This is a genomic window from Mycobacterium sp., assembly GCF_049683355.1.
Classification (GTDB): Bacteria; Actinomycetota; Actinomycetes; order Mycobacteriales; family Mycobacteriaceae; genus Mycobacterium.
Genome location: NZ_JBAUJB010000149.1, coordinates 1 through 4,843, shown reverse-complemented (window position 1 = coordinate 4,843; position 4,843 = coordinate 1). Strand labels below are relative to the sequence as shown.

Below are 4,843 nucleotides of genomic sequence, written 5' to 3'. Positions count from 1 at the left end.
CGTCACTTCAGTCACTCCAAAAACATCCGATCTTTGATCGGCGTGCCTCCGGCAGTTTGCCAGAGGGTAGGTATCTAATGACTCGGTGAGGGCGCTGCGGTAAGGTGGCTCCCCGGTCCAGCTATTGGAACACCGCAGGAGAATCACCGTGTACATCAACCCGATTTCCCGGTACCGAGTAGGGCGAATTGCCTGGTCATTGTTCCGTCACCCGGTCAAGAGCCGCGGGTTCCCCGAAAAGGCCGAACGGTTGATCACCGCCGACGAACTCGTTCGTTACGGCATCTAGCGAACCAGCGGCCCGGCGGGACGTCGCATCTGCCCGGATGTGACCCCCGGTTTGCTTGACCGTTATCGCTTCGTGACCACGGCTATTCTTTGCTGAGCAAGCCGGACATGGAGATGGTGTCTGCCAGCGGTTCCAGCACACCGGGGTCGTACGGCGGCGGCAGGTAGATGATCGCCAGATCCAGGCCTTCCGCCCCGAGCGCGATGGAATCCTCGACCACCTTGCGGAAATTGCGGTCCTCGCCCAGTCGGATGTGGGCCGACAGCGTGATCTCCTTCGGGTCCCGGCCGACATCGGCGCAGTGCGCGGCGAGCACGTCGCGCTTGCGGGCGAACTCCTCGGGTGTACCGCCGACGAAGTTCCAATGATCGGCGTACTGCGCGGTGATCCGCAGGGTGCGCTTCTCGCCGCCGATGCAGATCGGGGGGTGTGGCTGTTGGGGCCCCTTGGGTTCGTTGCGGGCGTCGGTGAGTTGGTAGAACTTTCCGTCGAACGTGGTCGTCTCCTGCGACAGCAGTCCCTTCAGTATCTGACAGGCTTCCTCGAACCGGTCGAACCGCTCGGTGATGCTGCCGAGTTCGATGCCGTAGGCCCCGGACTCCTCCTCGTTCCAGCCTCCGCCGATGCCGAGTTCCAGACGTCCACCGGACACGATGTCCAGGGTGGACGCCATGTTGGCCAGGACGGCGGGATGGCGGTAGTGGATACCGGTGACGAGCACGCCGACCCGCAACCGCCGGGTGGCTTGGGCGAGCCCGGTCAGCGTCACCCAACCCTCCAGGCACGGGCCGGTCGGGTCGGAGAAGATCGGATAGAGAGGAGGCGATGGAACCTTTTCGCCCAGCCCGGGACCTGCTGATGAGCATCCCGGGATTCTCCCGGATCGTCGCTGAGGTGTTCCTCGCCGAAACCGGCGGCGACATGAGCGTCTTCCCCACCGCCGGGCATCTGGCATCTTGGGCCGGGGTGTCACCGGGCTCCCACGAGTCCGCCGGCCGAGTGAAGTCGACCAAGACCCGTCCGGGCAACCGCTACCTCAAGGGCGTCCTCGGGATCGCCGCGCTGTCGGCCGCCCGATCGAAGAACACCTATTTCTCAGCGAAGTACAAACGCATCGCGTCTCGACGTGGCCCGATGCGGGCCATAGTCGCCGTCGAACACGCCATGATCATCGCTGCACACAACATGCTCACCAACGGCGACTTCTACCGCGACCCCGGAGCCAACTACTACACCGCACACCAGCCCGCCCGCACCAAATCCCGAGCCATCAACCAACTCGAATCCCTCGGCTACCGAGTCACCCTCGAACCACTCACCGAATCCGCCTGACCCACCACGAATCCGGGTCACCTGTTGTACTCACCTAATTTTCGTGAGAGTCCTGATTCAACCTGGGCCGGCGATGAGTTTTGCCTCGCCGGTGGGTCGTAATGCCGTGATCGATTTGAGCGAGGCATGCCGCCGCACTACCGCGGTGTTGAACAACGTCCGGGATGACCAACTCGATGCGGCGACACCGTGTGCCGAGATGTCGTTGCGCGAGCTGGTGGCCCACGTCGGGGGATTGGCCGTCGCATTCGCCGCCGCCGCACGAAAAGACCTGGGTCCGTTGACCGACACGCCACCGGAGGAAGGTGGCGACCTGGACCCGCAGTGGCGCTCCGCCTATCCCGCGAACCTCGCGGAGCTGGCGCAGGCGTGGCGGGAACCCGATGCCTGGACGGGGATGACCCGGGCGGCGGCGTCGACCTGCCCGGTGGCTCGGTGGCGCTGGCCGAGGTGGTCATCCACGGCTGGGATCTGGCCAGGGCCACCGGCCAGCCCTTCGACGTCGATGCGGCCACCGCCGAGGCCTGTCTGGCCCATCTCACACAGTTCGACGCCTCGGGCACCGAGGGGTTGTTCGGTCCGGCGGTCGCCGTGCCGCAGGACGCACCCGCGATCGACCGTATCGCCGGGCGCAGTGGCCGGGATCCGGCGTGGGGTGCCGGAAAGGCGTGACCGCGGTTGGCGCCGCAACCTCTGCCGTGCCCGGGTGGTGTCACCTGCATGTCACATTTCTTCAGTTTCGCCGTTTGCGAGCCGGGTAGCTGGGGGTCGGGACACAAACGACGATCGTCCCGGTCTGGCAATCCGTGATCCGTGATCCGTGATCCGCGTGCCAGACGTGACACCCGAGGAGGAGTGAAATGCATCCCAAGAATCTGTGCGCGGTGGCCGCGGCGGCCGCCCTGCCATTGGCTTTCCCAGCGGTCGCCCCGGCGCAGCCGCCGCCCCCGGCTCCGGCACTACCGGTGGTGATACCTCTGGCACCGCTCAACGGCACCGTCTCAACCGGCACCGCTACGCTCACCCCCAACCCCGACGGTAGTTTGCGGGTGCAGATCAACGCGTCCGGGCTGGTGCCCAATGCTCCGCACGCGCAGCACATCCACGGCGGCTTCGAAGGCAGAGATTTCGTCTGTCCATTGCCGCCTGCCGATACAGACGGCAATGGTTTCATCTCAGTCGAGGAGGGTCTGCCCTCCTACGGTCCGGTCCAGATCGCATTGACCACACAGGGGGACACCAGCGCGGCGAGTGGTCTGGCCCTGGAGCGCTTCCCGGTCGCCGATGAGACCGGCAGGGTGTTGTACGACCGGACGCTCGCGGCTGCGGAACTGCCCGACCGCACGATCGAACTGCTGGCCAACCAGACCGTCGTCCAGCACGGCGTCGACGTGGACAACAACGGCAGCTACAACCTCGATACGGTGTTGGGGGAATCGACGTTTGCGCAGTCCAAGGGTCTGCAGGGGCTCCCAGCCGAAGCCACGTTGCCCGCCAACTGCGGGGTGGCGCCTGGCGCGGCGGCGACTGCTGCAGCCGGAGGCGTCGCGAGCGGCGACGGCAGCACCGGCGGAGGCAGCTGAGCGCGGGGGTCGGCGCGCGGTTGGCGGGAATCATCGGCGCCGGTCTTCTCGGCGTCGCAACCTGCGGGGTAGCCGGTGCGGAGCCACGCATGCCGACCACCGTCGCGCCGCCGCCCGCGCCGCCCCCTCTGCCGTTCTGGCCGCCTCCGGGTCCGGCTCTGATGCTGGCCCCGGCCGAACCGGTCTCCCTTAACATCCCGGCGCTCGGTGTGCGCAGCGAGGAGATCGTGCCCCTGGGTCTTCAGGCCGACGGCACGATGGAGGTCCCCGACAGTGCCCATGCGGCCGGCCGGTACGCGGGCGCTCCAATGCCCGGCGCTCTCGGGCCGGCGGTGCTGGTCGCGCATGTCGACTGGAAAGGCGAACGAGGCCTGTTCCACAACCTCGGTGCGCTGAGGCCGGGCGACACGGTGGAGGTCGCCCGTGCCGACGGGTCGCGTGCGGTGTTCCGGGTCACCCGCGTCGAGCGTCATCCGAAGGACGGGTTCCCCACACACGCGGTATACGGATCGCCCGACCATGCCGAACTGCGCCTGATCACTTGTGGCGGCGATTTCGACACTGAGCGGGCGAGCTTTCTGGACAACGTCGTGGTGTTCGCGACGCTGGTGCATGCCGAGGTCTGAGTCAGCTGGTGACCAGGTAGACCACGGAAGCCAGCACGACTGCCATGAAGCCGATGGCGGTGGCGACGACCGTCCACGTCTTCAAGGTGGTCACCGTGTCGAAACCGCAGAAACGCCCGATCAGCCAGAAGCCGGAGTCGTTCACGTGCGAGAACGTGATCGAGCCGGCGCAGATGCCGACGACGACGGCTGCCAGGGGGATCGCAGGATCGCACCGAGGTTCATCTCGGCCACGGCGGGGGTCATGATGGAGCCGGCGGTGGTCGCCGCGACGGTGGCCGAGCCCTGGGCGACCCGGAAGATGATCGCGATCAGGAAGCCGGCGAGCATGACCGGCAGGCCTACGTCATGCAGACCGTCGGCCAGGGTCTGCCCGATTCCGGTCTCGGTGAGGATCCCGCCGAAAGCGCCACCGGCCCCGGTGATCAGGATGATCGAGCAGATCGGCGCCAGCGCGTCGTCGACGAGGTTCTCCAACACCGAACCTATGGGCTCGCGGCGCCGCCGCCGTGGCAGGACGTACAGCAGCACCATGGCCAGCAGGACGGTGATCAGCAGCGCCATCGAGGTGGTCCCGATCAGCCGGGAGAGCTGGTAGCCGATGCTGTCGTCGGCGACCACGCCGTCTGCCTCCAGCGTCGAGAAGATCGTGTTGAAGAAGATCAATCCCAGCGGCAGCAGCAGCACGAGGATGATCGTCCAGAATCCGGGCAGCTCGTCTTCGGGATAGTCCTTCGGGTCGCCGAGCAGGTTCGGCACCGGCATGTTCGGGGTACCGCTTGGCGATCAGCAGTCCGAGGCGGTAGCCGGCGAGGTACCAGGTCGGTACGCCGACGAGCAGGGCGACAACGACCACCATCCCGACGTCGGCACCCATCACCGTCGCTGCGGCCGTGGGGCCGGGGTGCGGCGGGGTCAACGCGTGCATCATCAGGAAGGCACCGATGGACGGCAGCACGTAGAGCATGAACGAGGCGCCCAGGCGCCGGGCCACGGTGTAGATGATGGGCAGC

General features: G+C 66.7%; 4 protein-coding genes and 4 pseudogenes. 4 read left to right on the top strand and 4 right to left on the bottom strand.

Going from position 1 to position 4,843, the window contains the following annotated elements; all coding sequences use genetic code 11:
* Positions 1-371: 371 nt before the first annotated feature.
* Positions 372-1,103, bottom strand: a pseudogene (locus WA944_RS09290) (LLM class F420-dependent oxidoreductase); the annotation flags it as partial.
* A gap of 2 nt (positions 1,104-1,105) precedes the next feature.
* On the opposite strand from WA944_RS09290, the pseudogene WA944_RS09285 reads away from it, so the two are divergent.
* The 4 genes and pseudogenes from WA944_RS09285 to WA944_RS09270 all read left to right on the top strand — a co-directional run.
* Positions 1,106-1,621, top strand: a pseudogene (locus tag WA944_RS09285) (transposase); the annotation flags it as partial.
* Between the two features lie 73 nt (positions 1,622-1,694).
* Positions 1,695-2,293, top strand: a pseudogene (locus WA944_RS09280) (TIGR03086 family metal-binding protein).
* A 188-nt stretch (positions 2,294-2,481) separates the two neighbouring features.
* Complete coding sequence (locus tag WA944_RS09275) at positions 2,482-3,204, top strand: hypothetical protein (protein WP_526374183.1); 723 nt, start codon at positions 2,482-2,484, stop codon at positions 3,202-3,204.
* A gap of 89 nt (positions 3,205-3,293) precedes the next feature.
* Positions 3,294-3,830: a class F sortase gene (locus WA944_RS09270; protein ID WP_526374182.1), complete on the top strand. Its 537-nt coding sequence runs from the start codon at positions 3,294-3,296 to the stop codon at positions 3,828-3,830.
* 1 nt (position 3,831) lies between these two features.
* Here WA944_RS09270 and WA944_RS09265 read toward each other — a convergent pair whose 3' ends face one another.
* The 3 genes and pseudogenes from WA944_RS09265 to WA944_RS09255 all read right to left on the bottom strand — a co-directional run.
* The gene (locus tag WA944_RS09265; RefSeq protein WP_526374181.1) at positions 3,832-3,975 is read right to left on the bottom strand and encodes a GntT/GntP/DsdX family permease; all 144 of its coding nucleotides are present in this window, start codon (positions 3,973-3,975) and stop codon (positions 3,832-3,834) included.
* Positions 3,972-4,595: a GntT/GntP/DsdX family permease gene (locus WA944_RS09260; protein ID WP_526374180.1), complete on the bottom strand. Its 624-nt coding sequence runs from the start codon at positions 4,593-4,595 to the stop codon at positions 3,972-3,974. Before WA944_RS09260 ends, WA944_RS09265 begins: the two co-directional genes overlap by 4 nt.
* Before the next feature lie 58 nt (positions 4,596-4,653).
* Positions 4,654-4,797 (bottom strand): annotated as a pseudogene (locus tag WA944_RS09255) (GntT/GntP/DsdX family permease); the annotation flags it as partial.
* Positions 4,798-4,843: the final 46 nt, after the last annotated feature.

Coding starts and splice junctions, on each gene's coding strand:
- WA944_RS09260 (WP_526374180.1), bottom strand. CDS start 4,595: ATGCCGGTGCCGAACCTGCTCGGCGACCCGAAGGACTATCCCGAAGAC.
- WA944_RS09275 (WP_526374183.1), top strand. CDS start 2,482: ATGCATCCCAAGAATCTGTGCGCGGTGGCCGCGGCGGCCGCCCTGCCA.
- WA944_RS09270 (WP_526374182.1), top strand. CDS start 3,294: ATGCCGACCACCGTCGCGCCGCCGCCCGCGCCGCCCCCTCTGCCGTTC.